Annotated in this window: 32 protein-coding genes and 1 pseudogene; 27 read left to right on the forward strand and 6 right to left on the reverse strand. The window is 61.7% G+C overall.

The features are described from left to right. Window positions 1–94 precede the first annotated feature (94 nt). Entirely contained in the window at window positions 95–250 is a 156-nt protein-coding gene (locus ACWTPI_RS14475) for a DUF3309 family protein (RefSeq protein ID WP_454731972.1), read from the reverse strand. A 597-nt stretch (window positions 251–847) separates the two neighbouring features. Between ACWTPI_RS14475 and ACWTPI_RS14480 the strand changes: the two genes are divergently transcribed. After that, the gene (locus tag ACWTPI_RS14480; RefSeq protein WP_454731973.1) at window positions 848–1,567 is read left to right on the forward strand and encodes a Crp/Fnr family transcriptional regulator; all 720 of its coding nucleotides are present in this window, start codon (window positions 848–850) and stop codon (window positions 1,565–1,567) included. A gap of 155 nt (window positions 1,568–1,722) precedes the next feature. Here ACWTPI_RS14480 and ACWTPI_RS14485 read toward each other — a convergent pair whose 3' ends face one another. Beyond that, window positions 1,723–2,235, reverse strand: a complete 513-nt coding sequence (locus tag ACWTPI_RS14485) for a hypothetical protein (RefSeq protein ID WP_454731974.1) — start codon at window positions 2,233–2,235, stop codon at window positions 1,723–1,725. Between the two features lie 392 nt (window positions 2,236–2,627). Here ACWTPI_RS14485 and ACWTPI_RS14490 point away from each other — a divergent pair, with 392 nt between their 5' ends. From ACWTPI_RS14490 to pgm, 7 genes are all read left to right on the forward strand, one after another. Further along, entirely contained in the window at window positions 2,628–2,783 is a 156-nt protein-coding gene (locus ACWTPI_RS14490) for a DUF3309 family protein (protein ID WP_454731975.1), read from the forward strand. Between the two features lie 75 nt (window positions 2,784–2,858). Continuing rightward, window positions 2,859–3,206: a hypothetical protein gene (locus ACWTPI_RS14495; RefSeq protein WP_454731976.1), complete on the forward strand. Its 348-nt coding sequence runs from the start codon at window positions 2,859–2,861 to the stop codon at window positions 3,204–3,206. Window positions 3,207–3,330: 124 nt separating this feature from the next. After that, a complete protein-coding gene (locus ACWTPI_RS14500) occupies window positions 3,331–3,813 on the forward strand; it encodes a Spy/CpxP family protein refolding chaperone (protein ID WP_454731977.1) in 483 nt (160 codons plus the stop codon). 512 nt (window positions 3,814–4,325) lie between these two features. Next, window positions 4,326–4,505 carry a hypothetical protein gene (locus tag ACWTPI_RS14505; RefSeq protein WP_454731978.1) on the forward strand — a complete coding sequence of 60 codons (180 nt, stop codon included), beginning with the start codon at window positions 4,326–4,328 and terminating at the stop codon, window positions 4,503–4,505. A 94-nt stretch (window positions 4,506–4,599) separates the two neighbouring features. Further along, window positions 4,600–4,839: a hypothetical protein gene (locus tag ACWTPI_RS14510; protein WP_454731979.1), complete on the forward strand. Its 240-nt coding sequence runs from the start codon at window positions 4,600–4,602 to the stop codon at window positions 4,837–4,839. A 247-nt stretch (window positions 4,840–5,086) separates the two neighbouring features. Beyond that, the gene (locus ACWTPI_RS14515; protein WP_454731980.1) at window positions 5,087–6,055 is read left to right on the forward strand and encodes a 2-deoxy-5-keto-D-gluconate 6-phosphate aldolase domain-containing protein; all 969 of its coding nucleotides are present in this window, start codon (window positions 5,087–5,089) and stop codon (window positions 6,053–6,055) included. After that, window positions 6,052–7,695, forward strand: coding sequence for a phosphoglucomutase (alpha-D-glucose-1,6-bisphosphate-dependent) (gene pgm, locus ACWTPI_RS14520; RefSeq protein WP_454731981.1), 1,644 nt, complete (start codon window positions 6,052–6,054; stop codon window positions 7,693–7,695). Before ACWTPI_RS14515 ends, pgm begins: the two co-directional genes overlap by 4 nt. A 39-nt stretch (window positions 7,696–7,734) precedes the next feature. Here the strand turns inward: pgm and ACWTPI_RS14525 are convergent. Both ACWTPI_RS14525 and ACWTPI_RS14530 read right to left on the reverse strand, forming a co-directional pair. After that, a pseudogene (locus ACWTPI_RS14525) lies at window positions 7,735–7,854 on the reverse strand (hypothetical protein); the annotation flags it as partial. A gap of 202 nt (window positions 7,855–8,056) precedes the next feature. Continuing rightward, a complete protein-coding gene (locus ACWTPI_RS14530) occupies window positions 8,057–8,305 on the reverse strand; it encodes a hypothetical protein (RefSeq protein WP_454731982.1) in 249 nt (82 codons plus the stop codon). A 462-nt stretch (window positions 8,306–8,767) separates the two neighbouring features. Here ACWTPI_RS14530 and ACWTPI_RS14535 point away from each other — a divergent pair, with 462 nt between their 5' ends. From ACWTPI_RS14535 to ACWTPI_RS14555, 5 genes are all read left to right on the forward strand, one after another. Further along, a complete protein-coding gene (locus tag ACWTPI_RS14535; RefSeq protein ID WP_454731983.1) occupies window positions 8,768–8,953 on the forward strand; it encodes a hypothetical protein in 186 nt (61 codons plus the stop codon). Window positions 8,954–8,985: 32 nt separating this feature from the next. Further along, complete coding sequence (locus ACWTPI_RS14540; protein WP_454731984.1) at window positions 8,986–9,273, forward strand: NAD(P)(+) transhydrogenase (Re/Si-specific) subunit beta; 288 nt, start codon at window positions 8,986–8,988, stop codon at window positions 9,271–9,273. A gap of 95 nt (window positions 9,274–9,368) precedes the next feature. Then, window positions 9,369–9,653 (forward strand): hypothetical protein, encoded by a 285-nt coding sequence (locus ACWTPI_RS14545; RefSeq protein WP_454731985.1) that lies wholly within the window; start codon window positions 9,369–9,371, stop codon window positions 9,651–9,653. 85 nt (window positions 9,654–9,738) lie between these two features. Next, window positions 9,739–10,494, forward strand: a complete 756-nt coding sequence (locus tag ACWTPI_RS14550; protein WP_454731986.1) for a PRC-barrel domain containing protein — start codon at window positions 9,739–9,741, stop codon at window positions 10,492–10,494. Window positions 10,495–11,195: 701 nt separating this feature from the next. After that, window positions 11,196–11,483, forward strand: coding sequence for a hypothetical protein (locus tag ACWTPI_RS14555; RefSeq protein WP_454731987.1), 288 nt, complete (start codon window positions 11,196–11,198; stop codon window positions 11,481–11,483). On the opposite strand, the gene ACWTPI_RS14560 is transcribed toward ACWTPI_RS14555, so the two are convergent. Beyond that, a complete protein-coding gene (locus ACWTPI_RS14560; protein WP_454732483.1) occupies window positions 11,480–12,064 on the reverse strand; it encodes a BPSL1445 family SYLF domain-containing lipoprotein in 585 nt (194 codons plus the stop codon). The two genes, ACWTPI_RS14555 and ACWTPI_RS14560, sit on opposite strands and share 4 nt — an antisense overlap. A gap of 217 nt (window positions 12,065–12,281) precedes the next feature. Here ACWTPI_RS14560 and ACWTPI_RS14565 point away from each other — a divergent pair, with 217 nt between their 5' ends. The 11 genes from ACWTPI_RS14565 to ACWTPI_RS14615 all read left to right on the forward strand — a co-directional run bounded on the left by ACWTPI_RS14565 (window position 12,282) and on the right by ACWTPI_RS14615 (window position 20,097). After that, window positions 12,282–12,539, forward strand: a complete 258-nt coding sequence (locus tag ACWTPI_RS14565) for a hypothetical protein (RefSeq protein WP_454731988.1) — start codon at window positions 12,282–12,284, stop codon at window positions 12,537–12,539. A 416-nt stretch (window positions 12,540–12,955) separates the two neighbouring features. Continuing rightward, the gene (locus ACWTPI_RS14570) at window positions 12,956–13,435 is read left to right on the forward strand and encodes a Spy/CpxP family protein refolding chaperone (RefSeq protein ID WP_454731989.1); all 480 of its coding nucleotides are present in this window, start codon (window positions 12,956–12,958) and stop codon (window positions 13,433–13,435) included. Window positions 13,436–13,521: 86 nt separating this feature from the next. Further along, the gene (locus tag ACWTPI_RS14575) at window positions 13,522–13,842 is read left to right on the forward strand and encodes a hypothetical protein (protein WP_454731990.1); all 321 of its coding nucleotides are present in this window, start codon (window positions 13,522–13,524) and stop codon (window positions 13,840–13,842) included. A 438-nt stretch (window positions 13,843–14,280) separates the two neighbouring features. Beyond that, window positions 14,281–14,604, forward strand: coding sequence for a hypothetical protein (locus ACWTPI_RS14580; RefSeq protein ID WP_454731991.1), 324 nt, complete (start codon window positions 14,281–14,283; stop codon window positions 14,602–14,604). Between the two features lie 173 nt (window positions 14,605–14,777). Further along, window positions 14,778–15,002 carry a hypothetical protein gene (locus tag ACWTPI_RS14585; RefSeq protein WP_454731992.1) on the forward strand — a complete coding sequence of 75 codons (225 nt, stop codon included), beginning with the start codon at window positions 14,778–14,780 and terminating at the stop codon, window positions 15,000–15,002. Window positions 15,003–15,090: 88 nt separating this feature from the next. Beyond that, window positions 15,091–16,056 carry a DUF932 domain-containing protein gene (locus tag ACWTPI_RS14590; RefSeq protein ID WP_454731993.1) on the forward strand — a complete coding sequence of 322 codons (966 nt, stop codon included), beginning with the start codon at window positions 15,091–15,093 and terminating at the stop codon, window positions 16,054–16,056. A gap of 87 nt (window positions 16,057–16,143) precedes the next feature. After that, entirely contained in the window at window positions 16,144–17,172 is a 1,029-nt protein-coding gene (locus tag ACWTPI_RS14595; protein WP_454731994.1) for a YqaJ viral recombinase family nuclease, read from the forward strand. Next, window positions 17,157–18,065, forward strand: coding sequence for a recombination directionality factor (locus ACWTPI_RS14600; protein WP_454731995.1), 909 nt, complete (start codon window positions 17,157–17,159; stop codon window positions 18,063–18,065). The genes ACWTPI_RS14595 and ACWTPI_RS14600 overlap by 16 nt, the downstream gene beginning before the upstream one ends. Then, a complete protein-coding gene (locus tag ACWTPI_RS14605; RefSeq protein WP_454731996.1) occupies window positions 18,062–19,063 on the forward strand; it encodes a hypothetical protein in 1,002 nt (333 codons plus the stop codon). The genes ACWTPI_RS14600 and ACWTPI_RS14605 overlap by 4 nt, the downstream gene beginning before the upstream one ends. A gap of 93 nt (window positions 19,064–19,156) precedes the next feature. Further along, the gene (locus tag ACWTPI_RS14610) at window positions 19,157–19,459 is read left to right on the forward strand and encodes a plasmid related protein (protein WP_454731997.1); all 303 of its coding nucleotides are present in this window, start codon (window positions 19,157–19,159) and stop codon (window positions 19,457–19,459) included. Continuing rightward, window positions 19,459–20,097, forward strand: a complete 639-nt coding sequence (locus ACWTPI_RS14615) for a hypothetical protein (RefSeq protein WP_454731998.1) — start codon at window positions 19,459–19,461, stop codon at window positions 20,095–20,097. The genes ACWTPI_RS14610 and ACWTPI_RS14615 overlap by 1 nt, the downstream gene beginning before the upstream one ends. On the opposite strand, the gene ACWTPI_RS14620 is transcribed toward ACWTPI_RS14615, so the two are convergent. Next, complete coding sequence (locus tag ACWTPI_RS14620) at window positions 20,098–20,463, reverse strand: helix-turn-helix domain-containing protein (protein ID WP_454732484.1); 366 nt, start codon at window positions 20,461–20,463, stop codon at window positions 20,098–20,100. It lies immediately after the preceding gene. A 233-nt stretch (window positions 20,464–20,696) separates the two neighbouring features. On the opposite strand from ACWTPI_RS14620, the gene ACWTPI_RS14625 reads away from it, so the two are divergent. From ACWTPI_RS14625 to ACWTPI_RS14635, 3 genes are all read left to right on the forward strand, one after another. Then, the gene (locus tag ACWTPI_RS14625) at window positions 20,697–21,449 is read left to right on the forward strand and encodes an FkbM family methyltransferase (RefSeq protein WP_454731999.1); all 753 of its coding nucleotides are present in this window, start codon (window positions 20,697–20,699) and stop codon (window positions 21,447–21,449) included. Between the two features lie 115 nt (window positions 21,450–21,564). Further along, window positions 21,565–23,361, forward strand: a complete 1,797-nt coding sequence (locus ACWTPI_RS14630) for a hypothetical protein (protein WP_454732000.1) — start codon at window positions 21,565–21,567, stop codon at window positions 23,359–23,361. Window positions 23,362–23,492: 131 nt separating this feature from the next. After that, entirely contained in the window at window positions 23,493–25,145 is a 1,653-nt protein-coding gene (locus ACWTPI_RS14635; RefSeq protein WP_454732001.1) for a tetratricopeptide repeat protein, read from the forward strand. The last annotated feature ends 315 nt before the right edge of the window (window positions 25,146–25,460 follow it).

The following is a 25,460-nucleotide window of genomic DNA, read 5'->3' on the forward strand; positions in this document are numbered from 1 at the left end:
CTCCTTGAAGATGGCGGTTGGCCGGCTGGCCAACCGCGCCGGGCATCACGCGCGGCACAACCCTGACCTGCGTGCCAAGCCTAGCCTCGGCCGCCTAGAAGCGGCCCAGCAGCACCAGCACTAGCACTACGATCAACAGCGCGCCCAGCACGCCGCTGGGCATGTAGCCCCAGGAGCGACTGTGCGGCCACGTCGGCATGGCGCCGAGCAGGACAAGCACGAGCACGACGAGCAATACGGTTCCTAGCATGGACACCCCCTTCCCGACTCCGCGTTTTGGCCAGGTCGCCGTTGCTTTCCGCCAAGGCGCCGAAATTTTCGAGCCCGATGCGTGGCTGACCGCACTACCTGAAACAGATCTGACCGATGGCTCAAGATGCCATCGGGCGCGAAGCTTGTCGGTACGATGACGGACAGTTGCGTCCGGCTGCGCGCGGCGGCAACGCACGGACAAGCGCCGCTGGCAAGGCAAAGCGTGGTGCCATCGAAAAAAAACAAGGACCCGCATCACAATACGGGCACTATGGCTCACAATAGGGGCATTGGTGCCGATTACATGATCGCGCATCAAAACCGTAGACAGCGCGATGTCGACGTGGGCTGATGACGCTCCGAGGGAAACCAACCTAGACAACGCAGTGGAACGAAAGTGATGAATGTCAATCAGCACATGGCATCAAGTGGCGCAAACGATACCTGCTCGAGGCCACAATGTCGCCATCACCCATCTTCCCGACAACGCGCTGGACTATATTTTTAGCGGTGGCGCATTTTTCACGCGGCGGAAACCGTGCGTATTGCCGCCAGCATGCCGGCTCCTTCAACTGGCCGGCCCCGGAGGTGCAATATGAGTGCCCTGCATGACCCGAAGGCGAACCATCTGCTTGCGGTACTGCCAGAGGCAGACTGGTTGCGCATTGAACCGCACCTCGTGCTCGTCGAACTACCCCTGGGGCATGTGGTCTACGAATCGGGCGATCAGTTGAGGTCGGTGTACTTCCCCACTACCGCGATCGTATCGCTGCTGTATGTGATGGAAGACGGCTCATCGGCCGAGATTGCCATCGTCGGCAACGAAGGCGTCGTCGGCATCGCGCTGTTCATGGGCGGCGAAACCACGCCCAGCCGGGCCATCGTGCAAAGCGCCGGCTACGGCTACAAGCTCAATGCCAAGCTGCTCAAGCAGGAATTCGCGCGCGGCGGCCCGATGCAGCGTCTGTTGCTGCGATATACCCAGGCATTGATTACCCAGATGGCCCAGACCGCGGTCTGCAACCGGCACCACTCCATCGAGCAGCAGCTTTGCCGCTGGCTGCTGCTGAGCATCGACCGTCTGCCGACCAACGAGTTGACCATGACGCAAGAGCTGATCTCCAACATGCTGGGCGTGCGGCGCTCGGGCGTCACCGAGGCGGCGCTCAAGCTGCAGAACGCCGGCCTGATTCGCTACAGCCACGGCCATATCTCGGTGCTCGACCGGCCCGCGCTCGAAATGCACGCGTGCGAATGCTACGCCGTAGTGAAGAAGGAATTCGACCGTTTGCTGCCGGACTTGCCAGCCACCTGAGAAAACTGCGCCATCCCTAGAACCTGGAGTGTCGAGGTATCCCTCCGCGCCTTGGCCTCGGCATAGTCAAACGCAGCCTTGCTCGTGGGCGCAAGCGAACTGACCCGAAGAGGCTAGAAGCCTCAAACGTACCACGACGCGTAATGTCACCGGGTTCACCTGAGATGGGGCAGCAGGTCCCCATGTTCTTCGACGCCAACGCCTCCTGATCCGCACAGCATCGCTCGCACCTTTTCCTTCTCCGCAGTCTTGCAGCCAACGACCATCAGGATCTCGCCCTCGGACAGCACGGCAGCATGCCGTGCCAGATGTGGCCGGACAACCCGGCTTCCGGCCAGTCCCCCGAGGCACCAGCCGGCTACCCCGCCGATGACAAAGCCAACACAATACGCGGCGATGCCGACCAACAGTGCGGCTTGGTCAGTGTAGTGTCCGGTGATTACCACGCCCAGCAGCGCACAAATTGCATATCCTGCGGTCGCCCCTTCACGCCGAAAGGTGACATGTGCGGCATCGATAGCGGGAAATCCCTTCACTGGCCTAAATGCCTCGCCGAAGAACCAGGGACCCGAGACATGGACGGGTGGCTGCCCAAGCGGAAGCAGGCGGTCCCACCCGGCTTTGGCCGAAACAGCATCCTCGAAGCAAAAATACAGAAGGGAACGCATGGCGGCACCTCGACGTCTCGAGCATACCGGCTACAGGCCTCGGTCCATCCGCTGCGCTATCGCAGCCGGTGCTGTCGATCGATAGGCCATTTATGCGTGGGCACCGGCGACGCGTCTACATGACCGATGCCAGGAATCCCCTATCGAGGAGGAGGATGCCCGGCATCGTCCGGGGCTGTCCCGATCCCATGGTGGCCGGCACCCGCCCAGTTACATCGGCGGCGCTGCCGCCAGCCACAGTGAATCGATTCATACCGCGGGAGTGCATGTCCGCCATCGTACCGACACGCCAGCAGTATTGTTCCAACCTTTGTCTATGGGCGGGTCCGGTACCCGCCATGCTGGCAGGCCGATGACAAGCCTAGCCTGGGCAAGGAATTGCGGAGAGAACCATGCTATCTGTTCTGGTGGTCGTCGTATTGGCGATGACTTTGATGGCAGTCGTGCCGGTCTGGCACCATAGCCGCGCATGGGGCTATATGCCCGGCAGCGTGCTGGGGACATTGCTACTGGTGGTGTTGATACTTGCCTTCTTCGGCAGAATCTGAATACGAGCAGTGCTCCTCTACGGAGGAGGCACCGCCGGCAACGCCCATGCCGTGCGCACGGGCAGGGAGCATTTCATGCAATCCAAGGTACCTAGTATAGCGGTGGTGACCTATTGCACTGCGCCATCCAGTTGGTTCTTCGCCGAGGTCGATGGGACCTGGATCTACCGTTTCGGCCCCTTCAGCAGCGCGAAGGCCCTCAATGATGTCCTCACGGTGATCTACACAACGCCACCGCAGCGGGCCGCGATCGAGCTGGTGGGCGAGTGCGACGATGTTGTCGTGATGATTGCCGCAGCCGCGCTCGCAGGGCCATTGCCACCCGACCGGAGGATGCCTGCATCAGCGGCTGCGATGACTTGGTGGCGCGCCTTGCTGCGCAGGGTGCGATTTCGCGGCGCACGAGAAATCGTCATCCACTAACAGTGGTGGCATATGCCCGAGCCACCAGCATGACCGCGCCCCGGCGGCGACTTCCGCCCTGCCCTGCCGCCGTCGCGCCGCCGAGGCATCTGCAATCCCCTGGCGGGCTCAAAAGAGATCATTCATGGCATTCATCTTCCCCCTCTTCATGCCCAAGACGCCCCTCGCACTGCCAACTGCCATCGCAGCAGCACTACTGGAGCTACCCGCCCCGACCAGAGCAATGCCAGCCGCCGCACCAGTCGCCGCACACCGAGCGCACTGGACGCGGCCCGACCGGTTGGAAACGCATATCCGGGAACTGCATGTCCAACTCCGCATCACAATATCGCAACAGGATCACTGGCAGAAGATCCCGCAGGTGATGCGCGACAACGCTGGCGCGATGGCGTCGCTGCGCCAGCAGCGCAGCAGCAGCGCCAGGGATATGACGGCCCCCGGCGACCTCAACACCTGCGGCAGGATCGCCGAGGTGCATGCCGAAGGCGTCCGTAAGCTCGCATCCGTGTTCCAGGCGCTCTACGACAGCATGTCGAAAGTGCAAAAACAGAACGCCGATACGGTCTTCCTCAGCCAGCAGATACGGCCCGCATCCAGGCAAGGCTGATCCTGGCATGCCGCGAGCCAGCGCCTTTACAGCGGACCTGGGCAGAGCCAGCGCGGAGGAATGGCACGCATCCGCGCACCGCGCAAGCCATTGCACGCTATGCCACTCATGCCAGAGCAGGAAGCCCTGTTCATAGTCTCGCTCGACCTGTCCGGCGGAGTCCTGAAGGCCACGCGGCGCTATGACGACGAAGCAGCCTAGACCGGAGGCTGGAAGCCGGCATTCATCGGCACTATGGCCGCCCGGGCTACTGGCTTGAGTCGTCCTCCGTCGACGTTTCCGCGCACCGGCGCTAGCGCCTGAGTCTGCGGCCCCGTGCATCGAGGCTCCTTCGAAAATAAACGTCCCAGACTGTACGGCCCCGGACGGCGCATATACGGGGCACGGACTATACATAGAGGCAAGAAGGCGATACAGATCCTTGCGCGTCGCGCCTCTGTCGATGCCACGGACTAGCCGGAAGCGCCTTCCCCAAGGAACACGTCCACCCTCCATTTTCAAGAAGCAACACCATGACTGAAGACACTGCATCAGCCCGCCTTGAGAGCGCTATAAGAATGCTGAAAGAAATCCTGCGCGATCATGCGCAAAGCAAGGTGGAGTCCGAGACCGGCTCCAGGGGCGAGCTTGGCATTGTTGCCACGCCAGCTTCGTATGGTGACGTACAGCAACCGGTCGCGAGATATCCGTAGCGTGCCGCAGCGGCAGCCTCACGCAATTCTGCGTGAAAAACGACGCCGCGTTGATACCCCTGCGCCAATACCACACGCGGACTCCGCTCTGCGCATGGCTTTATCCCGAACGATCTCGCGCGTCGATGCGGATCATTTCAATCCGCGGGCAACATGGCAAGCCCTGGGAGAACCGGGATACTTGGACGCCGAAGATATCGACCGGATCAGTGCGGCGGCGGCACTCACTGACGAAGCACATGTCTTCTTGCTCGACGGCGGAACGACCTTGATCGAGGTGGCTCTTCAGCCTCCGTCTCTGGTGTCGCTGCCGATTGAACGGGGCCCGTGTTGAAAGAAACCACCCCCTGCTCTCGGCCCGGATGGAGGTCCTGTAGCTCGCAAGCGCCCCGCGCCGGACACACCTCAGTAACAAGATTCGCCGCGACCCGCGCATGCAGGCCGGGCCGCGGCCGGCAGTTGCCCGACACAGACCTGGCACTTGTCCGTGCCAGGAGAAATCAGCAGGTCGGCGCGACTCGCGCACGACAGCGTCGTCACCGCATGGATCCGGCACCATTGCCGGCTTGAGGGAAACAGTTATGAAATCCGGCTACAACTCACCGCTCTACCTGCTACCGTTCGATCATCGCCAGTCCTACGTGACCGACCTGTTCCACTTTCGTCCTCCACTGACACCTACCGAGCGCGATAGAGTGACCAGCAGCAAGCAGATCATCTACGATGGGTTCCGGGATGCAGTCGACAACGGGGTGCCAGCATCTTGCGCCGGCATCCTGGTTGATGAAGAATTCGGCGCCTGCATCCTGCACGACGCGACGGAGGGCGGCTACGTGACCGCGCTCTCTGTCGAAAAGAGTGGCCCGGATGAATTCGAGTTTGAGTATGGCCAAGCATTCGCGGAGCATATCGAAGCGTTCAGGCCGACCTTCGCAAAGGCTCTGGTGCGCTATAACCCTGACAACGACGCCGCGCTCAACCTCCGGCAAACGGCGCAACTGAGGCAACTTGCCGACTACTGCCGGCGTGCCGGGCAGCGCCTCATGCTCGAACTGCTGGTACCGGCCACAATGGCGCAGATGGAGCTCGTCGGGATGGACAAGGATGCCTATGACCGGCGCACCCGCCCCGGCCTGATGCGCCAGGCGATCCGTACCCTGCAGGATGCCGGCATCGAACCGGATATCTGGAAGATCGAAGGACTCGACTGGCGCGAGGACTACGAGCAACTGGTGGAAACCGTGCGACGCAACGCGCGGGATAACGTCGGCTGCATCGTACTGGGACGCAGCGCCGACGAGGCCAGGGTAGCGGAATGGCTGGAAACCGCCGCGCCAGTGCCCGGCATGACCGGATTCGCGGTTGGGCGCACCACGTTCTGGGACGCCATCGTCAGCTACGAGACCGGGGAAATGACAGGACAGGAAGCCGTTTCCCGTATCGCCCGGAACTATGCCAGATGGGTCGCGCTCTTTGAGCGGGCGCGGGCGTCCCGTCATGCCGCAGCATACGGCGCCACCGAATCCACAACACCGAAGACGTCGTCATGATCGTCAGTCCTCTAGCCGGCAAGCTGGCACCAAGGGCGATCCTAGTGGATATTCCTCGGCTCGTCACTGCCTACTACACCAACACGCCCGATCCCGCCGAAGCCCGGCAACGCGTCATATTCGGCACTTCCGGCCACCGGGGCTCCTCCCTGGAAAGAAGCTTCAACGAGTGGCACATACTTGCCATCAGCCAAGCAATCTGCGAATACCGCGCCGAGAAAAGGATCGATGGCCCACTCTTCCTCGGCATCGACACCCACGCATTGTCGATCCCGGCCTGCGCCAGCGCGCTCGAGATACTTGCCGCCCACGGCGTGGACGTCATGCTCGCGGAGCACGACGAGTACACTCCCACGCCGGCAATCTCGCTCGCCATACTTTCCCATAACCACGGACGCACCAGCGGCTTTGCCGACGGCATCGTCGTCACTCCCTCGCACAATCCGCCCGACAACGGTGGCGTCAAGTACAACCAGCCCACCGGCGGCCCGGCCGATACCGCCACGACCACCTGGATCGAAACCCGGGCCAATGCGCTCCTGGAAGCAGGCCTCGTCGGCATCAAGCGGATGCCGTTTGAGAGAGCTGTGAACGCAGCCACGACCCACCGCTACAACTATCTCAGGGCGTACACTAATGCGGTCGGAAAGACGATCGACATGACCGTGATCCGTGAATCGGGCATCCGGCTCGGCGTGAACCCACTCGGCGGGGCCGGCGTTCACTACTGGGAGTCCATCAGCGAGCGCTACGGGCTGCGCCTGAGCGTGATCAGCGATGAGGTTGATCCCACCTTCCGCTTCATGACGGTAGACTGGGACGGCCGCATCCGCATGGATCCGTCATCGCCCTTTGCCATGCAGCCCCTGACAGACGTGAAGAGCCGCTACGACATTGCCTTTGCTTGCGACACCGATCATGACCGTCATGGCATTGTCACGCAGAGCGTTGGCCTGCTACCTGCCGATCACTACCAAGCGGTTGCCATCGACTACCTCTTCCGGCATCGCACAAGCTGGCCCGCGAACGCTCGCGTGGGAAAGACCGTTGTCAGCAGCCAGATGATCGATCGGGTCGCCGAGCGCCTAGGCCGAAGTCTTTATGAGGTCCCTGTCGGTTTCAAGTGGTTCACCGAGGGGCTGTGCAACGCGAGCCTGGGATTCTGCGGCGAAGAGAGCGCGGGGGCCTCGTTCCTGCGCCTTGACGGTTCTGTATGGACTACCGACAAGGACGGCCTCGCGGCAGGCCTGCTCTCGGCCGAAATTACAGCGCGCGTCGGGCGAGATCCTGGCGAGATCTATCGCAAGCTCGCCCATGAGCTGGGCAGTTCGGTCACCACCCGGCTCGAAGCGGCTGCAACGATAGCCCAGAGGAAGGTGCTATCGCTGCTCTCGCCACAGCAGGTGAAATGCACGGAGCTTGCCGGCGAGCGCATTCAGCATGTCCTCAGCAGAGCGCCCGGCAACGACGCGCCGATCGGCGGGCTGAAGGTCATTGCCGAGGGAGGCTGGTTCGCCGTGAGGCCATCCGGTACGGAAGACATCTATAAGATCTACGCCGAGAGCTTTCATGACAACGCGCACCTGCGGCGCATTACCGAGGAAGCGCAAACGATCGTCGAAGACGCCCTCGCAGACTGAAAGAGGCATCCGTCCGCACGGTCAGTCCGGGGCACCGGGCTATCCCGTCTCGTTTGCATCCGCCGGGGGAATCATCACCAAGCTGGGAATCACGCGCAGATTGGCTAGCTGCCCGACAGGCTGATGCGTCGGGGCATCCTCTCCCAGCACGATGCTGTCGTGGGCAAGAACCTAGACGCCTCGCAGGCCCATCAACGCTGCCAGGCAGATCGACTGACGCATGTAATCCGGCAAGATCTGTCTATCAGCGCAGTGCATCCAAATCGGTCGCACAGGGCGCGCTTGGGGAATCCGAACTCACGGATATCTCCAATCTGACGATGGCTCCGCGCTCGCGGCCCGGGCAGGGGCATAGCGCCGCTCATATCCGTGCATGCCGAGCCCTGGAAAGAAGGCTGTCGACCGCGGACCTTCCCGCTAGTTCGGCCGCCAGGACTGCCCAGCGCTGCGTAAATGGGCCGCCGTGCACCTTTACTCGGTACTCGGCCAGCGCGGGAAAGGCCGGCGGCAGCGAACTGCGCAGGCGGTACCAGGCTTCGAATATGTCCTGGGAACTTCCAACCATGTCAATCCAAATTTCGAAGCCGCGATATTCAACGGTATGTTGCATGGGGAACTCCGGCACGTTTGCGCCAGTAATGATCGGCGGCAGCTATCGAGAGGACGCGGGCGCATGGTGGCAAGTTGGCCGCCGTCGGCATAGGCAAACGGAGCAGTGGCCTCATGGCAGGCTGATACCGCCCATACACGCTACATTGTCGCGAGACCATTGTCGGTACGCCACCGTACGGGCTGCCGGTAACGACTATCGAAATGGCGATCGGAAATCGATCAGGAAGGCTTCGCACAGTATCGGCCCGGATACGAATTTCGTCTATCTTCTCCGGCATGTGAAGCCCCCCAGGGTTCCATCTCGCCGGCAAGCCAGTACGCCAGCGTACCGACACTCTCGCCCACTGCGCGCAGTGTCCGCCCAACTGCATTGAGCCGCATATCCTTGGCGCAGTACGACTGCGCAAAGCGAGACCGTCGCGTCACATGTCCGCCCCACTCCATCCGCGAGGACGAAAATGTGAAAGCACTTGCTTACCCGAGGCTGCGAAACAGGACGCTCGAAGCCGCGTGCCATGTGCTGTTCACCAATTTCGGCGTGGTCGTCCGCCGGAATCGCGGCGCGGACGAAGGCCGCTTGAAATCACTCGATGCGGGCGATGCCGGCATCTTCTATATGCGCTATGCCCGCAATATCAGCATCTGACCGGGCGGCGCACGCTGCTGGCGGGGGCCGGTATGGCCGACGACAGGATCTTCCAGCGCGACAATGTAAATGCTGAGTTTGCGGACGCCGACGTGGTGCTGGTAGTCGACGCCAACGATATGGTCAATCCCGCTGCCGACACCGACAAGACATCGTCGATCTTGGGCATGCCCGTCCTCAACGTCGACGTCGTGAAGAAGGTCTACGTGGTCAAACGCAGCGAAGGCAAGGGCTACGCTGGGATCGTCAACGCTGTTCTATGCCGACAACTGCAACGTGGCCCACAGCGATGCCTAGGCGGCGCTGCTGAAGAGATCTAGGCCATGAGGGGCGTAGGCCTGGCGGCCGCGCATGGTGGCAACGAGGTGCGAGCGCTTGCTCGCACCTGTCAGAATTCATGAATCAGGAGTTTGTCATGTCAAAACGCGTTCTCTCCATGGAGCAAGTACTGCAGGAGCTCAACAAACGGATCGAAGATAACTGTCCTGCCGACGCCTGTCTCCCTAGTCTCGAACTGCCTCCACCGAAGGTGCATCCGCTGGATGTGGCAGGACGCAACTGGGACATCAGAGAGACCCGGCCAGAGAACGGCTACAGCGCCTACGTGCGGAGGGTGGTCGAGGAGGCGCGGCGGGAATTCTACCTGACCGAAGCGGCGGATCATGACGAGATGATCGGCACGGCATTTGCCCATCGCTGAGACGGCGCAGGACAGCTCCGTTTCAGGCGCAGACAACGGCTTCAATGGCTCGCGAACCCAATCGCATATCGAAGGAAAACCGACCATGTTACGCAGTATCAAAAGCCTTCATGGATGCGCCGTCGCGGCAGTCGACGGCGATATTGGGCATATCGAACAAGCATATTTCGACGACGAGAGATGGGGCGTCCGCTATCTGATAGTCAAGACGGGCTCTCGGTTACAGGGACTGCATGTACTGATCTCCCCGTACGCGATCAGAGCATTCGACCGAGAGTCATCCACGATCCACGTGGAGCTCTCGCTCCAGCAGGTGATGGACAGTCCGGCCATCGACGCGCATAAGCCCGTGTCCCGGCAGCACGAACTGGACTACGTCGCGTACTACAACTATCCCGTGTACTGGGGCGGTGTGAGCCTCTGGGGCATCGGGCCCTACCCGGTCGTCGACCAGCAGGGGACTGCCAGCATCGAGTCCAGGCGTATTGCCAGGAACGGCGGGCATAGCGCAATCGAGCCCGATGACATCCACCTGCGCAGCACGACCGCGGTGCACGGATATCGCATAGAAGGCGCGGATGGCAACATCGGTAGCGTCTCCGGCTATCTATTCGATGACGTGTCCTGGGTCATCCGCTACCTGATCCTCGACGTGCGCAACTGGCAGCCTGGCGGGAAGAAAGTTCTTCTTGCGATGGACGCGGTCCAGTCCGTCGACTGGACCGCGTCCATCGTCCTCACCGGGCTCACCCGCGAAGCCATCAGAGGCGGTCAACGGTATGGCGAATCCGCTGTGGTGCACCAGGGCTATGAAGCAACCAAGCGAGAATGGGCGTCATAACCCGCAGGGCGCTGGCGGAGCGGCGAAGTCATGCTGCGCCGCCTGCAGCGGTGTCAGCGGCGATATCCGCAATGCATGCCCGTTAGCGTACCGACATAGCGTCCGATACGAATTAGTGTCACAACAAATGGCGACGCGCCAAAGCCTTCGGAACACAACGCTGCCGGCGCCTCCCCAAATCGAGATGTGCAGCGCTTTGTTGCCTCCGCAGAAAGATCGAATCTGAAAAATTGCCCGCAATCCTGCGAGTGGTTCAAGTCAGCAACGTAAGGAACCGTCATGAAATATTCACAACTAATTGTCGCAACATTGATGACCTTCGCCGTCATAGCATGCACAGGCCCGGCCGGACCACAAGGTGCAACGGGCAACACGGGTAATACTGGATACGTAGGCGCGACAGGCGATACCGGCGCAACCGGATACACCGGCGCCACAGGCGATACCGGCGCCACGGGGTACACGGGTGCGACAGGCAACACAGGTGCTACTGGCAGCACGGGAGCAAGGGGTAACGCCGGTAGTCCGGGCGCCCGAGGCGTGGCGACAGACGGTACCGTGGTCATCGTCCCGCGCTGAAGTCCACTGAGCTCAGGCATGCCGGTGCCCGCGCCAGGGCGGCCGGCGCGGGGCCGCGGGCCGTGGGAGAGAGTCCTGCAGCAAGGAAAGCACCCCCCTATCCGGGGCGATAAGAAAACTTCATGCAAAACGGCGACGATAGCCTGCAGCTTAAATTCTGGAAAATCGCTAAGTCATGCTGGTTCTCGCAAGAGAAATGGAAAGCCAGGACCGGCATAGGGGACCGATATTCAGCCATCCTAACAAGCAGCCAGATCGCCGACGAGTCGGCGTTCCTGCTGTTCAGTGCGGGCGTCATCGGCACCGACTTGCTGGCGACTCCCGTCCGGGGCGATTCGTCCGCGTATGTCATGGGCCAAAGCCTTCAGATGGCGCAACAGCCCGGAACGCATGCCGTCCCTACGGACTAGACGGTCTTGAGCCGCGTCACCTTCGTGCCCTCCAGCGTGACGCCGGCCATAAGCCCGCTGTTGGTCAGAACGAATGCCGTAACCGGCGCGGTAGCCGTATTGCTATCGATATTGCCGTTTGCGCCCACCTTCAACACCGCGACGGATGCATCGCCGCCCACAGCCCAGCCCTCGCTGCTCCTGAACCGCTCCAGGGAGTCAGGTGTCATGAACAGGAAAACAAGCGCCTTCGACTGAGCTCCGATCTGCGGCCCGAACGAGGCAGTAGCGGTACTGTAGTAACCCACGGTGCTGCCGCCAACCCGCAAGGCGCCCTCCCCGTATTGACCGCCAAACCAGAACCCGGCCGCGATCACGGAAGGAAATACCAGCACGCCGCGAGACTTGCCAACCAACTCATGCGAGCCGTTGGCAACGCTGTAGAGGCGCGTGAGGGTCGAGTCGACGCCGGTGTCGATCATGCGTCGGTCCGCCGTCTGGCTACCGCCGGAAGCTGTCCCCGTCGTTGTGCACCCCGGCAGGGTGATGCCGATTGCCGCTACCGATCCGGTCGCAATCAGAATGAAATTTCGCCTTAGCATTTTGGTCTCCAGTGTCCCTATGTGAGCCAAGCGTATGGCAGAGGCCGCGGAAATGCGGTACGACAGCGTACGGAAACACAAGGCGGACCACTGGATATGGCCATGCGGAAAACAAATGCCGAAAAGAAGCATCTGTGTCCACCATCGTACCGACTTGCCGGCGGATCGACGCCAGTATCCATGATCAGTATCAAAATCCATTCAGACAGGAGCTATCATGCAAAAGACCAAATCCTCGGTGCGCAACCGCCAGCCAGCTCCGGCAGAATTTCCAGCGACGGTTCAAGGCCAGACCTACCAGAAAGCCATAGACGAATCGCTAGAAATGACGTTCCCCGCGAGTGATCCGGCTGCTCCCAGCGCGGCCGCGAACACCCATGAACAGATCAGCACCTCGCGTGATGACACTGACTGGTCACTCACCGCCGGTAGTACACGCCCGCCCGCAATTCAGCGGGGAATCAGTCGGCGCTGATCACGCTCGGCGGCTACGTCCTCACCGAGGAGTCCATTAGGTCAGGCGGTGCGGGGTTGGAGGGATCGAATCAGCCAGTTACGGCGGCGTCCCCTTCCCGCCTACTTGACCAGATGTGCAACACAGATCAGCCAGCCCTACCGAGCGGCGCCAGGATCGCCGGATTCTTGAGTGCCCAAATGTCCCGCGTAATCCACCCGTCTCTGGATAACCGGCACGATGAATATCGCGCCCAGCAGGGGATCGACAAACAAAGGCGCCAGGCAGCGCAGCGGGCACTCTCCCGCGGCGACACTCCGTTCCCTGTCCGGTGCCGGACAGACACTGGCCAGCGTTCCGCATACAAGTGGTATGCAATCACACCGTCAACCCGGGAAGGGCGCGGCGAAATCATAGAACTGTTACGGAGATCATCCATGAAGCTCACTATCCGCTCATTCCAGTCGACGACCACATTCGTCCTGCCCTCTGTTGCGTTTCTTTCCGTGCTTGCACTAGCCGGTCCGGTCGGAGCCATTACCGCCACGGACGCCCACGGCTCTGCGCATGTGCTGAGGATCGCCCGGCACGACAGCGTCGACACGCATATCAGCGACCTGCATACCAAGCTCCAGATTACGCGCTCCCAGGAAGTCCAGTGGCAGAAAGTCGCACAGGTAATGCGAGACAACGCGAGCAAGATGGATTCGCTGCGGCTGGTGCGCGCCGATGGAGCGGGCAGCATGACAGCGGTCGGTGACCTGAAGTCCTATGGAGAAATAGCTGATGCGCATGCGGATGGCATCAGGAAGCTCACGCCCGTGTTCCGGGAACTGTACAACAGCATGTCGGACGTCCAGAAGAGAAACGCCGACCTGATCTTCCGGGACCGGCAGCATGTATCGAGAAAGAACTGATTGCCGGGCCGAGACGGTCATCGCGGTCATCGCGCGTGCGAAGCGTGTCGCACAGCCCGGCCATTGATCAATGACAGGAGATTATTGTGAAACTCTCAGCAACGCAGTCCGGTTGGACGCGCCCGACAATAGTGAAGCTTACTGCGGCATTGGGCTTGGCCGTAGCCATTTTCGGACTCTCGATAGCGCAGGCCTCCGGCGCCGAAGACCACCACACCGGGCCACAGGGGCGCGGCGAGAATCACGGATATCGGCACGCGGCGAACCACCAAGGATATCGTGGCGACGAGCACCGTGGCTACCATCATGGCTATGGCAACGGCTACGTCTACGCGCCACCGCCCGTTGCCTATGTCCCGCAGCCGGCCCCCGGCATCAGCCTGTTCTTTCCGCTGCAGTTTCGCTAGCCTGGAGCAAGAAGGATAGGTAGGGTACCTGCCGGATGGCGTGCCCGTTGCGGCGGAACTGTGAGACATCATGTCGCTTTCCGTGCCGAGCACGGCATGGTTTCCGCGCCTGTCTGCGGCATATCGCAATTCACGCGTGCCGCCTGGGGTTGGCGCTCTTGCGCAAAGATCCCAAAAATTTTCAATCTCATATCACTGACACGAACCCGCCCCGGTATTGCCGTGGGACGGCTCATCCATCGAGTTCTCTCTTCATGGAGTCAGCGTGACACCCATCCAACGACTTTTCCGACCGCTTCTGGTCATCGCCATCCTCGAGACCAGCAGACACGCTCGCCTCGATAATTTCATCAACCGCACGAAAGCTGTGCCGCGCTGCCGACTCACGGACAGCGCTGCAGCAGCGCGCCCGGCCTACACGCTCCCGGGGCACACGCCATGACGCCGCCCTGCCCTCGCTGCAATTCCACCCGGATCGAAACACGCGACTACGCTCGCAAGGGCGCTGGCATCATCGGCGGCATTGCCGGCGCCGTGGGCGGCACGTCAGCCGCAATCGGCGGCGCGGAGGCTGGAGCCCTTGTCGGCTCGGCTGGTGGCCCCTTCGGCACGATTGCCGGAGCCATCATCGGAGGACTCGTGGGCGGCGCCACGGGCTGTGTCACCGGCGCGCGGATCGGCGAAGCGATCGACGATGCCGTCCTCGACAACTTCCATTGCCTTGATTGTCAGCATGTCTTCAGCGCGCGCAAGCGCGAGTAGCTCGTTCAGCGTGACACCACGTCGACTGCATTGACTCTCTTGATCTTAGGTAGAGCCCGGCCCCGTTGCCGGGCTTTATGCCTTTGTGCCCTACCACCATGACCGCGGCTACCCCATCCCTCGCTCCAACGCATGACGGCGTCGAACATGTCCTACCCCTGAAGCAAGCCTATGTGAAAGGCACCGACCTGCGCATCGTTGGCACCCTCGAACAGATCCCGGGCTGCGCCTGCGTGGCCGGTTTCGACCGCCATGACCAACCTGTCTATTCCGGCAACACCGAAGTCTGGTGGAACGGCCAAAGGACGGAAACCGATCCCTGCAACGACCAGCCCATCTATGTCGACCAGAACCTCGAGACACGGGGCGCCAACGAGATCGAATTCCGAGACGCCTGATCACCCTTTACCGCGTCCACGTCAACCCACTCCGAAGCCCGGTCTTGTGCCGGGCTTTTTGCATTTTTCTCTCTAAAGGATTCTTATCATGCATCTCGTACAAACGATGGCCTACGTCAACGCAACGCCCTGGCATGGTCTGGGCAACAAGTTGACCGCGAACCAGCCGCTCGAGGTCTGGGCCGAGCGCGCCGGCATGAACTGGCGCATCGAGGAGTCCGAAGTTCGCTTCGTGTCCGGGAGCGCCGGCCTGGGCTCCATTCACGCCTTTCCCGAACAGAAGGTCCTCTACCGCTCGGACACCAAGGCGCCGCTCTCCGTCGTCTCCAGCCGCTACCAGGTCGTCCAGCCCTCGGAGATTCTCGAGTTCTATCGGGATCTCACCGAGGTCGGTGGCTTCGAGCTGGAAACGGCCGGCGTGCTGAAGGAAGGCCGCAAGCTCTGGGCTCTCGCCCGCACCGGGCAGAGCGCCACGCTGAAGGGTCGCGACAAGGTCAACGGCTATCTGCTGTTGGCGACAGCCTGTGACGGGACCCTTGCCACCACCGCGCAATTCACGTCCGTGCGCGTCGTCTGCAACAACACCTTGTCCATCGCGCTGGGCGACGGCGCGGGTGCCGTCAAGGTACCCCACCGCAGCCAATTCGATGCGCAAGCCGTCAAGCGCCAGCTCGGGATTGCCATCTCATCCTGGGATGGTTTCATGGCTCGCATGAAGGCGCTGTCCGAATGCCGTGTCAGTGACGATGCAGTCGAAACCTTCTTCCGCCGCGTGCTGACCTACCCCACCGCCAACCCGGCCGAGCGGGCGACCACTGCCGTCAACGATCGCGCCGTCAAGGCGGTGCAGGAACTCTACGCGGGTAGCGGCAAAGGTGCGCAGCTTCCCTCCGCGGCCGGGACCGCGTGGGGTCTGCTCAACAGCATCACGGAATTCGTCGACCACCATCGCCGTGCCCGCAGCGACGACCACCGCCGCGACGCAGCGTGGTTTGGTCAAGGTGCCGTCATCAAGCAACGCGCGTGGGAGGAAGCCCTGCGGCTGGCGCACTGACCACGTGCACTGTGCAGTCCTTCATTCATCAGTCCAGGCCCGGTGTGCATATCGCACACCGGGCTTATTCATTTCAAGGAGGCAAAGATGTCTCACCCCAACCAACAAACGAAATCCGCCAATGGCAGGCCCGCGCTGCGCCTGGTCGATACCAAGGGCCTGAGCCGAGATGATTGGCTCGCCGCGCGCAGAACCGGCATCGGCGGCTCGGATGCGGCTGCCGCAGTTGGACTGAATCCCTACCAGAGCCAACTGGAACTGTGGCTCGAAAAAACCGGGCGCGATGCCGGCCTGGCAAAACCCGATCCACAGGACACCACGGAGCCCGTCTACTGGGGCACGCTGCTCGAACCCATCGTGGCCGCCGCCTACACCCAGCAAACGGGTCGCCGGGTGCGCAAGGTCAATGCCATCCTGCGCCATGCATCCGTGCCCTTCATGCTGGCCAACCTCGATCGAGAGATCGTCGGGGTACCGGACGTGCAGATTCTCGAATGCAAGACGGCGGGCGAGTTCGGCGCACGGCTGTGGCGGGATGGCGTGCCCGAATACGTGCAGTTGCAGGTCCAGCATCAACTCGCGGTCACCGGCAAGCAGGCGGCGGATGTTGCCGTCCTGCTGTGCGGCCAGGCATTGACCGTCTACCGGATCGAACGGGACGACGCCCTCATTACCCGTCTCATCGAACTGGAAGCGAGATTCTGGCAGTACGTGCAAAGCGATACCCCACCACCGGCCGATGGCTCCGCGTCGGCGGACGCCGCCCTGCGCTGCCTGTTTCCGCTAGACAACGGCCAGACCGTGGACTTCAGCGAAGACAGGCCGTTAAGTGCGGTTTTTGCCGATCTGGTGACGTTGCGCGCCGAGATTGCCACGCGCGAAACGCTGGAAGCCCACCTCAAGCAGACGATCCAGCAGGCCATGGGCGACGCCTCGCGCGCGCGCTTCGAGACCGGCGAAGTGAGCTTCAAACGCAGCAAGGACGGCACCAGCTTCGATCTGAAGCGGCTGCTGGCCGAGCACCCCGAATTCCAGGCGACATACGCCACCACCAAAGCCGGTTCACGCCGGTTCCTGATTCATGCTCAAGGAGAAACTTCATGCTCAAAGGCTTGACCATTACGCCGCCTGTCATCGGGCGGATTTCCATCGGTCGCGTCGTGGAAAAGAACGGCAAGCGACTGCCGGAGAAAGACGACCAGTTCACGTTGACCAGCCAGGTGCAGAATCGCGATGGCTGGGTTTTACACCCGCTGGACGAGATGCTGCGCAAGGCGGGACAGAGCAAGCTCCGCGCGATTCCGGTGCGGATGTTGTTCAATGATCCGAATCTGAATCTGCGCGCCGAATACACCCTCTTCGACCGGGAGACCGGGCGACCCGTTTGCGTCGGTAACGGCGAAACCTGCAAGCGAGTCGGCAACGATGGTGTCGCCACCCTTCCGTGTCCGTCGCCGGACGGCTGTGGCTTCGGCAAGGCCGCAGGATGCAAGCCCTATGGACGCCTGAACGTCGTCATCGGTGACGACGACGAACTGGGCTCCTTCATCTTCCGCACGACCTCCTACAACTCCATCCGCACGCTGGCGGCGCGCCTGCATTACTTCGGGGCCGTTTCGGGTGGGCTGCTCGCGTGCCTGCCGCTGGAACTCAAGCTGCGGGGCAAGTCCACGACCCAAAGCTACCGCTCGGCCATCTACTACGTGGACCTGGGCGTGCGCGCCGGCAGCTCGCCGGAAGCGGCCATCGTGGAGGCGCGCGAGATACATGAGCGCCGCTGTATGGCGGGCTTCGACCAAGGCGCCCTGGACGAGGCAGCCCGACTCGGTTTTGCCAATGGCGCGTTCGAGGACGGCGAGGAAGAGCAGGCTGCGGTAGCGGAAGAGTTCTTTCCCGAAGCCGAGCAAGCTGCGGAACGTGGCATACGCCGGACGGAGGCAACGGCCAACGCGACGTTGCGCGAAAAGCTGGAGCGTCAGGAGAAGGCCCTGCCGACGCTGCCGGCATGAGCGCCGCGGATACCGCGCGAGGCTGGCATCCGATCTCGTTTGGCGCACTGATCTTGGCGTTGGCAGGCACGGGTACAGCGCTTTTCCTCTCGACGCTGGCTGGTTGGCAACGCGGCGGCTGGCTGGTGGACCGCATCGCCTGGGTGGCAATGGGCGGGGTGCTGGTCCTCAGCGCCCATCTGCTGCCGGCGCTTACTCAGGCGGCCCGGCGAAAGACGCGTTGGGTCGGCGGCGCGCTTTGGGCAGCATGCATGGTGGCCGCCGGCTACGGGCACGCTACCTTCTTCCTCTGGTCACAGCAGCATGCGGGGGAGGCACGCGTGTCAGTCATGGCGTCCACCAGTTCGACCACCGTAGTCACGGAGAAGTCATCGTCGGCCACACCGCCAGGACGATCTCTGTCGGCCATCGCCACCGAGCGCGCCAGGGTCGTGACCGCGTTGGCTACGGTTCAGGCCAGGCACTGCGACGGGGGCTGCCCTCTCCTGCAAGCCAGACGGGAGAGCCTGACCGCGACGCTGGACGCGCTCGCGGTGGAAGCAGAGGAAGTTCGCCGCTGGGAAGCGGCTGAGGACCGCCAGGACGAGGAAAGGCAACGTGAGACCACCCGCCGTGACGCGGCCCGTCACGACCCCGTCATCGTAGCATTGGCGGCGTGGCTGGGCATCTCACCTGCCGGCGTCGAATTCCTCGGCGCGATGATCCTGGCGGGATCACTGGAGGGCGTCGCCTGCTACGGCTGGCTCCTGACGCTTGCCTCGCGGGTGCCGGCCATGACGGCAGTCACGGAGAGTCACCAGATCGTCCTGCCCCCGGTCAGCCCACCGACCTCCACCAGTCACGCCGATACCGAGACTGATCTCTCGCGACTGCATCGGGCCATCGCCATTGGCGAGCTTCGGCCTACCGTCGCAGAGATCCGCAGCCACTTGCGCTGCTCCCAGGCCAGGGCGGCAGCACTGCGCCGCCAACTCGCCGCCCATCACCCAACGGCATAAGCCGGGCTTTCGGCCCGGCGCTTTCCATCCATCCGACGTGCACGCATCCGGGCTTTCCGGAGGCCTACTCACGCCTTCAATCAGGAGAACAACATGACGGAACCTTTCGTACCCTCGCCGGCCCCGCCTCGCCTGCGGCTTGGCCGCCTTCTGGCAACGCCTGCTGCAATGGAAGCCTTGCAGGAAGCCGGTGTATCGATCTTTGGCTTGATCAACCGGCACGCACGGGGTGACTGGGGAGATGTGCCCGAGGAAGACCGCCTGCATAACAACCTAGCTGCCATCACCAGTCAGCGCGTGCTGTCCGGCTACCTGCTGCTCAATCGGCAAATGGTCTGGGTCGTTACTGAATGGGATCGGTCGGTGACGACCGTATTGCTACCGAGTGATTACTGATGTCCCCTCTGATCCAAAAGCTGCATCCGGCCTTGCGCCTCGGCCAGCGGCTCACGATGGCCACCTCTGGCAAACCACTCTTCAGTCGACAGGGAGGATGGGATGGCGGCAGCACGCTGCATTGCACCGCCATGGCACTCGCGCTGCTCGGCAAGCTGTCCGATCCGGTCCAGGTCTGGCGGTATGCACACGGTCCCGAGGCCAGATTCTGGGACCGCGCCTCCCCTCATTACCTGCATGGCCTGACGCTGGCAGAACTGGCGAGCTTCATTTGGGAGCTGAACTGCGGCTTGCGACCGGTCACGGCCGAGGGAAGATCGGCAGCGGTGCTCCGTTTCTGCGCGCAGGAACTGGCCAAGGGCTGGCCGGTAGTCATCGGCTGGCACAACCAGTACCTGGCGCCAGCGCACGCTGCACTGGTGGTCGGGGTGGAGGGACGGCAGCGGGCTCGGGGTTTCGTGCCCCATGCCCTACTGCTGCTAGACCCGGCCGAGACCGGACCTGGGCTTGCCGCCTTCAATGGACGGATGGAGTTCGGCAAGGCCGACGATCGGACGACATACGTCATCGCTACCGGACGGCGCCCTGTCGCGATCGAGGGCTGCGTCTCGATCCGGCGATCGGACGGAACGGCATAGCTACCGCAGCCGGCTGCGCTTGATCTCGGGTGGTGTCGCAGCATTCGCACGGCGCTCCCCACTCGGAGCACGTGGAACCTCTGTCATGGGCTCGAAAAGCGCTGCCAAGCTGATCCCGATCGCGTGGCAAATGTCTGCCAATGTCTCGATGGACGGATTGGCGATCCCGCGCTCGATGGCGGAGATGTAGGTGCGGTCGACCTGCGCCTCGAAGGCCAGCGTCTCCTGGGATTTGTCAGCCGCATGCCGGCACTCCTTGATGCGCCTGCCAAGTACCGCGGAGACAGGAACGGCGCGGGAAGCCGCATGCGCGGCAGAGCGACGGGGAGGTTTGTCCGGGCGAGAGGCAGTCATGCCGGGCAGAATGCCTGCCCGGCGACTGATCCTCGACGTTCTATATTCGTCTTTTGTTGTAGTGTTTACTCTACAATAACTCCCGTTTTTGACGTCAACCAGTTCATGAGCCATCTCGGTGCCCTCCCTTCCCGAGGGCACCGAGGACATGGCGACCTTGCGTCGCCGTGCTTTGGCCGCGTGTTCCCCGGAGTTCACAGACCTGCGCTGCTGTGCGCGAGGTCTATTACCTATTCAGATCACAAATGAAAAAACAGCTCAAAGAATTGATCGGCCCCAAGGGCCGTCTGGTGTCACTGTTCCGAACCCTGCGGGCGGTGCCCTTTGCTCTGGAATTGCCCGTCTTCGGCACGGTGTCGACCCTCGACGAGGTGCTCAACATTCACGATAACTTCGGCAAGGGTGAGCTGCGGCACCCTGAAGTCGAGAACCATTTGCGCAGCGCAGCAGCACCTGTCGTCGTCGATTGCGGCGTCAACATCGGCGTGACAATCCGCTGGTGGCATCACCTCAACGACAGGGCGCGTGTCTTCGGCTTCGACATGATGCAGGAGGCCCATGCGTTCACCCAGGATCGCATCGGTGGCGCGGGAAGCTGGTATGAACCGATCACGTGCGCGCTATCGGCAACCGAGGGCGACAGCCTGGAGATCAGTTTCGATGATCCGCTTTTCGGAGAGAACAGCGTCACCGCAACGGGACGCCGGCAAACGCGGACCGTGAAGACGGGCACGCTCGATGCCCGCCTCGCTCCATACGGTCTCGCGCACATTGACCTTCTGAAGATCGATATCGAAGGACATGGTGCCGAGGCGCTGAAGGGGGGATCGCGCACGCTGGAACGCACGCGCTATGTCCTCTTCGAGACGCACAACCGGCAGGAAATCTCCGAGTCCGCGCGTCTCCTGCATGACGCTGGATTCCAGTTGATTGCTATGCGCAACCGCACGCTGGTGTACGAACGTGGCAACTACCAGGCAACGTCCGCACGGCCATAAGGACCGCGCCCTGACCATCGAAGCAGAAACCCAACACATCCTGCTCCGCGCGAGAGCGCTGACTCTTCACCGCGCGACGACTGTTCGCGCAGGTGCTTTTTGACGGGGACATCCCATGAACAAACTCAAACCCACAATCCTTGCTGCTGTTTGCGCGTCCATGCTGAGCGCATGCGGTGGTGGCGATGGCGGTAGCGCTAGCACGCCCGCCGACTCCGTCCCACCAACCAATCCCCATACATCGGTGATTACCGGCAAGGCCATCGACGGCTATCTCGTCGGCGCCAAGGTCTGCCTAGACTTGAACACCAATGGCACCTGCGACAACGGCGAACCGACCGGAGTCACGGATGCCAATGGTGGCTTTTCCCTGCCCTATTCCGACAACGCGACCGGCGAGCGCCTGCTGGTCCAGGTCACACCCGATACCCGTGATCTTTCACGTCCCGATGGCTTCCGATTCCCCGCAAGCTTCACGCTTTCGGCTATCGCCGGCAGTGCCACGTCGCAAAACGTATCCCCGTTCACGGCTATGGTCGTGGCGCAAATGGAAGCGGGCATGACCGAGACCGAGGCCATCGCAGCCGTCCAGGCGCTGCTGGGTGGTCCCGTCGATCTGGCAGCCGACTACGTTGCCACCGGTGATACGGCTACCGCCGGCGCCGCCAGCCAGATCGTGGACAAGATCACCGCGCTCGCTGCCAACGGCAAAGCCGATGCTACCGCGGTTCGCAGCGTATTGAACGCCATCCTTGCCAAAGGCGACGTAACTTCCGTGACGCAGGCCGATGTCGATGCACAAGCCGCCAAGCCCGTATATGCGCTGGCTGACGCCGCTCAAGTTCTGGCAGCGCCCGTGTACAGCTTCGTGGATTCGTACATGACCAATCTGGACGGCCCCACGCAGCGCATCGAGCAGTTCATTGACGGCCAGCTCCGGACCGCCTATCAAAGCCGAGACGTTGGAGACACGGTCTGGAAAGACTTGCCCAACAACAAGCAGACCTCCTTCATCGAACCCCGCGCCCAGTTCGTCATGAAGGCGGATGGCTCCTGGTCCAACCTGCTGACGCCGGCAGATTGGCGAGTACCCGTTTCGGTAACGAAAACCGGGCGCACGCTTACCGGCAAGGATCCAGTCACAGGCATCGGGATCACATACGAAGAACGCCAGGCGGACCTCAGTGGCCAGCCTGCCACGCTCGCGGTATCCGGTACACTGTTTGGCCCTGACATATCCGTCTACCCATCTCTTGCCGCTACCTTCCCGTCGGGCACTTCGGGTTATCTGGCGATCCAGTCGTATGCGGAAGACCGTGTGGTGCTGCCTTTGAGCATGAGCACTATCTGCGAGTTTCCTTACCTGAAGAACGATTCGTGCCCCAGTGGCCTTGGCATTGGCGTGAATCTGCCGCCCTATGATCCGGGTCGCTCGCCATATGACCCGAATCAGCCGATCAACGATGCAGCCCTTCCATCCCCGCTGACTTCCATACGACAGCTTGTGGGCTTGAATATCGTGGAATCTACATTTCTGTTCGGCAGTAGCATCGAGATCACCGACGGTGGAACCGCTCGAATCCACTTGGTTGGTGGTGCGCTCCCACCGGGAACCGAACAGTTGATCAATGCAACGTGGTCGACCTACAGCCGGAATCCCAACGTCATGGTCTTCGACATGTCGCACACGGATGCCGCCATCATTGCTGGCCGGGGAGATAACCCCTGGGCAATCGGACAGGGAGCAAAGCTGGTTCTCGCAATACGCGGAGGTCAACTGCAAAGTGGCTTGCTCTTCCCCGCAGGCTACGGGCAGCGCACCGTGCAGTTCTCCAACAGTCTCCCGGCGCTGCTGACCACACCCGTGAACATCAACGCACTGCTATCCAATTTGCCGAAGTCGGCAAAGTAAGCCTCCCTCGCGCCAGCTCCTCTTGATGAGGTGGCCAACGAACGGTCGTCGATCGCAAGATTGACGACCGTTCTTTTTTTGCATCCGACCGCTTCGCGGAGCAGTTCACGACCACAGTCGACTTTCTCTTTATGCACATCCTTGAACAAGCCCTTCAGGCTCATCGCAACGGCGACCTGGCAACGGCGGAGCATCACTATGTCGCTGCACTCACGCACGATCCCAATCACATCGATGCCTTGCACTGTCTTGGACTGCTCTACCAGCAATACGGCAGAGATTCGCTTGCGGTCAGCCTGCTCGAACGTGCCGTATCGCTACGACCACAGGACGCCATCCTTCACCTCAATCTCGGGGTCACTTACAAGGCCTGCGGCCAACTTGAGCTGGCCATAGCATGCTTCACTCGTGCGGTGACACTATCGCCAACTCTGGCAGCCGGGCATTACCACATTGGGAACATCCACTTGATCTCCGGCCGGCTCGATGAGGCCATCGAGAGTTTTCGCGTAGCCGTACGTCTGAATCCTGGCAATCTGGCCGCGCTGAACGGGCTCGGCGAAACCTTGCACAGTATGGAACGTTGCCGGGAGGCGATGGTAGCGTTTCGGGCAGCACTCGCACTCGACCCGAAGTCCCTGACTGCGCGCCTGGGGGCAGGCACAGCGATGTACGCCATGGGAAACTATCACGCTGCCATCGCGCAGCTAGAGATGGCGACCGAACTGGATCCACGTTGTCCGGCGGCATGGCTCAATCTCGGCTGCGCACGCCTCGCGCTCGGAGACTACTACCGAGCGGTGAATGCCTTCAGCCAGACCCTGAAGCTACAGCCGGGGCTAGCTACAGCGCATCTGAACCGAGCGCTGGCCTGGCTGTCGGCCGGTGACTTCGCGAGAGGCTTGCCGGAATACGAATGGCGAGCCAAAGCCACACATCAGCCATCTGCACCTTCATTTCCGAGGTGGAACGGAAATCCCCTTGGCGAAGAGATCCTTCTCATCCAGGCGGAGCAAGGCCTGGGCGATACGCTACATTTCCTTCGCTTTGTACCCTTGGCAAGGGAGAAAGCCTCGCGCATCGTGCTGCAAGTTCAAGCCCCTCTGCTGCCACTACTGAAACCCAAGGAACAGGAATGGGACATCATCGTTGTCGGGCCATCCGAGTGCCCTCCGCAGATAGACTTGCAGTGCCCACTGCTGAGCCTGCCCCTCATCCTCGGCGTCACGCTGGACGCTCTCCCTGCTGCCGCGCCATACATTCGGGTACCGGAAAACTACAGGGAAAAATGGCGCAACGCTCTGGGCCACCTCGGCAAGCGCAAGATCGGGCTGGCCTGGTCCGGGCACATTCGCCCACACGAGAATCGTGCCGTGCCGCTCGCCAAACTCAAGACCCTATTCGCACGAGAGGATATCGAGTGGGTCGTGTTGCAACGAGACGTAAGCGCACCAGATCGATCGATCCTCGAATCACATCCCCATACCGCCCGAATTCATCGCTTCGATGATCGGATCACGGACCTCGCCGACACAGCCGCGATCATGGAGCAGCTCGATGCGGTGGTCTCCATTGACACGGCAATTGCGCATCTTGCTGGCGCAATGGGAAAACCGCTGTGGATCCTGCTCCCGTTTGCCGCAGACTGGAGATGGCACATCGACACGATGTCGAGTCGCTGGTATCCATCCGCACAACTAGTACGGCAGGAATATCCTGGGCAATGGGAATGGTCCATCGGCCAGATAGCGAAGGCCTTAGCGCATATGCCAACCACACAATGAAAGAACAAACAGCTACTCGCGTAAAGATGTGCGGCACACCGATCAGCTTGATCGGTCGGCTCTTCAAGCCGCCTCTGACAAGAGGCGGCATATATGTACTCCAGTGCTTTTTTTGCTCTCCTCATATGCTATGGACAGGTAGCATGCTCTCCCGATAAGGATCCGATCACTGTAGCGATAGCAGGTAAGAGAAATCACTCTCCGAGCATCTGACTCTTAGGAGGAGATTGAGAGAGCGCACTTACCCTTTCTTATGCAGGCCCCAGAACACTGCCTGTCCGCTGACTCGCCGCGAAGCATCCGCATCGCGGCCTC

Source organism: Cupriavidus ulmosensis (assembly GCF_977008105.1).

What these genes read in the sequence shown, in the direction of transcription:
- ACWTPI_RS14475 (WP_454731972.1), bottom strand. Translation starts at nt 250, where the DNA reads ATGCTAGGAACCGTATTGCTCGTCGTGCTCGTGCTTGTCCTGCTCGGC.
- ACWTPI_RS14480 (WP_454731973.1), top strand. Translation starts at nt 848, where the DNA reads ATGAGTGCCCTGCATGACCCGAAGGCGAACCATCTGCTTGCGGTACTG.
- ACWTPI_RS14485 (WP_454731974.1), bottom strand. Translation starts at nt 2,235, where the DNA reads ATGCGTTCCCTTCTGTATTTTTGCTTCGAGGATGCTGTTTCGGCCAAA.
- ACWTPI_RS14490 (WP_454731975.1), top strand. Translation starts at nt 2,628, where the DNA reads ATGCTATCTGTTCTGGTGGTCGTCGTATTGGCGATGACTTTGATGGCA.
- ACWTPI_RS14495 (WP_454731976.1), top strand. Translation starts at nt 2,859, where the DNA reads ATGCAATCCAAGGTACCTAGTATAGCGGTGGTGACCTATTGCACTGCG.
- ACWTPI_RS14500 (WP_454731977.1), top strand. Translation starts at nt 3,331, where the DNA reads ATGGCATTCATCTTCCCCCTCTTCATGCCCAAGACGCCCCTCGCACTG.
- ACWTPI_RS14505 (WP_454731978.1), top strand. Translation starts at nt 4,326, where the DNA reads ATGACTGAAGACACTGCATCAGCCCGCCTTGAGAGCGCTATAAGAATG.
- ACWTPI_RS14510 (WP_454731979.1), top strand. Translation starts at nt 4,600, where the DNA reads ATGGCTTTATCCCGAACGATCTCGCGCGTCGATGCGGATCATTTCAAT.
- ACWTPI_RS14515 (WP_454731980.1), top strand. Translation starts at nt 5,087, where the DNA reads ATGAAATCCGGCTACAACTCACCGCTCTACCTGCTACCGTTCGATCAT.
- pgm (WP_454731981.1), top strand. Translation starts at nt 6,052, where the DNA reads ATGATCGTCAGTCCTCTAGCCGGCAAGCTGGCACCAAGGGCGATCCTA.
- ACWTPI_RS14530 (WP_454731982.1), bottom strand. Translation starts at nt 8,305, where the DNA reads ATGCAACATACCGTTGAATATCGCGGCTTCGAAATTTGGATTGACATG.
- ACWTPI_RS14540 (WP_454731984.1), top strand. Translation starts at nt 8,986, where the DNA reads ATGGCCGACGACAGGATCTTCCAGCGCGACAATGTAAATGCTGAGTTT.
- ACWTPI_RS14545 (WP_454731985.1), top strand. Translation starts at nt 9,369, where the DNA reads ATGTCAAAACGCGTTCTCTCCATGGAGCAAGTACTGCAGGAGCTCAAC.
- ACWTPI_RS14550 (WP_454731986.1), top strand. Translation starts at nt 9,739, where the DNA reads ATGTTACGCAGTATCAAAAGCCTTCATGGATGCGCCGTCGCGGCAGTC.
- ACWTPI_RS14555 (WP_454731987.1), top strand. Translation starts at nt 11,196, where the DNA reads ATGCAAAACGGCGACGATAGCCTGCAGCTTAAATTCTGGAAAATCGCT.
- ACWTPI_RS14560 (WP_454732483.1), bottom strand. Translation starts at nt 12,064, where the DNA reads ATGCTAAGGCGAAATTTCATTCTGATTGCGACCGGATCGGTAGCGGCA.
- ACWTPI_RS14565 (WP_454731988.1), top strand. Translation starts at nt 12,282, where the DNA reads ATGCAAAAGACCAAATCCTCGGTGCGCAACCGCCAGCCAGCTCCGGCA.
- ACWTPI_RS14570 (WP_454731989.1), top strand. Translation starts at nt 12,956, where the DNA reads ATGAAGCTCACTATCCGCTCATTCCAGTCGACGACCACATTCGTCCTG.
- ACWTPI_RS14580 (WP_454731991.1), top strand. Translation starts at nt 14,281, where the DNA reads ATGACGCCGCCCTGCCCTCGCTGCAATTCCACCCGGATCGAAACACGC.
- ACWTPI_RS14590 (WP_454731993.1), top strand. Translation starts at nt 15,091, where the DNA reads ATGCATCTCGTACAAACGATGGCCTACGTCAACGCAACGCCCTGGCAT.
- ACWTPI_RS14595 (WP_454731994.1), top strand. Translation starts at nt 16,144, where the DNA reads ATGTCTCACCCCAACCAACAAACGAAATCCGCCAATGGCAGGCCCGCG.
- ACWTPI_RS14600 (WP_454731995.1), top strand. Translation starts at nt 17,157, where the DNA reads ATGCTCAAAGGCTTGACCATTACGCCGCCTGTCATCGGGCGGATTTCC.
- ACWTPI_RS14605 (WP_454731996.1), top strand. Translation starts at nt 18,062, where the DNA reads ATGAGCGCCGCGGATACCGCGCGAGGCTGGCATCCGATCTCGTTTGGC.
- ACWTPI_RS14610 (WP_454731997.1), top strand. Translation starts at nt 19,157, where the DNA reads ATGACGGAACCTTTCGTACCCTCGCCGGCCCCGCCTCGCCTGCGGCTT.
- ACWTPI_RS14615 (WP_454731998.1), top strand. Translation starts at nt 19,459, where the DNA reads ATGTCCCCTCTGATCCAAAAGCTGCATCCGGCCTTGCGCCTCGGCCAG.
- ACWTPI_RS14625 (WP_454731999.1), top strand. Translation starts at nt 20,697, where the DNA reads ATGAAAAAACAGCTCAAAGAATTGATCGGCCCCAAGGGCCGTCTGGTG.
- ACWTPI_RS14630 (WP_454732000.1), top strand. Translation starts at nt 21,565, where the DNA reads ATGAACAAACTCAAACCCACAATCCTTGCTGCTGTTTGCGCGTCCATG.
- ACWTPI_RS14635 (WP_454732001.1), top strand. Translation starts at nt 23,493, where the DNA reads ATGCACATCCTTGAACAAGCCCTTCAGGCTCATCGCAACGGCGACCTG.